1 protein-coding gene is annotated in these 1,072 nt (G+C 48.1%); it reads right to left on the bottom strand.

What is annotated here, in order from left to right:
• Window positions 1-1,072, bottom strand: a 1,072-nt coding sequence (locus tag E1189_RS02510) for a transglutaminase-like domain-containing protein (protein WP_196221093.1), incomplete at both ends; no start/stop codon positions are given.

The raw sequence follows: 1,072 nt of genomic DNA, 5'->3' as shown, positions 1-1,072 counted from the left end.
AGCTCTTGTAACACAATATCAACAGGTTGATCCGAACGTACCAAACCACCTACCGCCGAAGCGAGTGAACTGTGGTCACCAAACCAGCTTCCTAACAGAGAACGTTGTTCGATATCAGGTTTTTCCTCACTTTTTAATATCTCACTCCCCAGGACAAAGGCGTTACTGTCTGGCCTCGCCTCCCAGAGATTTCTTATAATATCGACGATTCTTCGAACTGATGTCGCACTTGCCGGTAATGCTGTACCACTTTGTAACGACTGGATGATTTCTTCCGAACTGATCCCAAGAGCCCTTGCCAGTGCAGCTATCTTTTCAGGATTCATGTTACGGAAAAACTGAGCCATCCACTGATTGATGCCAGTCAACGCCAGCCCGCACACGACAGACTGAAAGTTGGGGACATGCACCGAGAGATCTCCTGGTGCACCACCCAAGTCCTGAGCTCTCCATGTGTTCCCGTTATCCAGTGAGTATTCAGGAAAACTATGAATTTCACTGGCAACGTGTCTTGCCGGGATATTGAAATAGCGACACAGAGCGATAAATGCCGGAGCACGGTGACGGCAGGCTCCCTGCCTTTCTTTCAGCAGGGAAAATAACAGGTTTTCCTCCTCGGTTGCCGATGTCCCTCTGAAGTACCGACAATAATTCTTGATAAGCCTGATACGTTGACTTTGATCCGGGGCATCTTTTATCGCTAACAGCTCTTCTTTTTGTCCCTCGGGAAGGGCTGCCAGTGATTCCGGGGCAAACAGTCTGTCTATAGACTGTCTCATGTATTTCGAGCAAGTCGCATCGGGCCGTTCAGAAACCAATACATCTTCTGTTTTTTTCGTGTTTTCAGTTTTGTCTCTGATTTCTATTACATAGTGGACAGTGACTTCTTCGCCGGGCTGCGCCTCTGGAATAAACACCATATGCAGCCCACTATAGCGATCTTTAATGACACTGCATTCCTTTTCAGGCTCGGTGCGCATAGCAATGATCGTTTCATCGGGGGTCATACCGGGTAAAAAGAGCCACTGTTTACGTTCCCACGCCAGGGAGGTCTGACCATAATGATGATTCG

The sequence above is a fragment of the Parendozoicomonas verongulae genome, from assembly GCF_009711465.1.
In the GTDB taxonomy this organism is placed as follows: domain Bacteria; phylum Pseudomonadota; class Gammaproteobacteria; order Pseudomonadales; family Endozoicomonadaceae; genus Sansalvadorimonas; species Sansalvadorimonas verongulae.
Note: the sequence above shows the minus strand (reverse complement) of the source record. Positions and strands in the feature narration are given on the sequence as shown.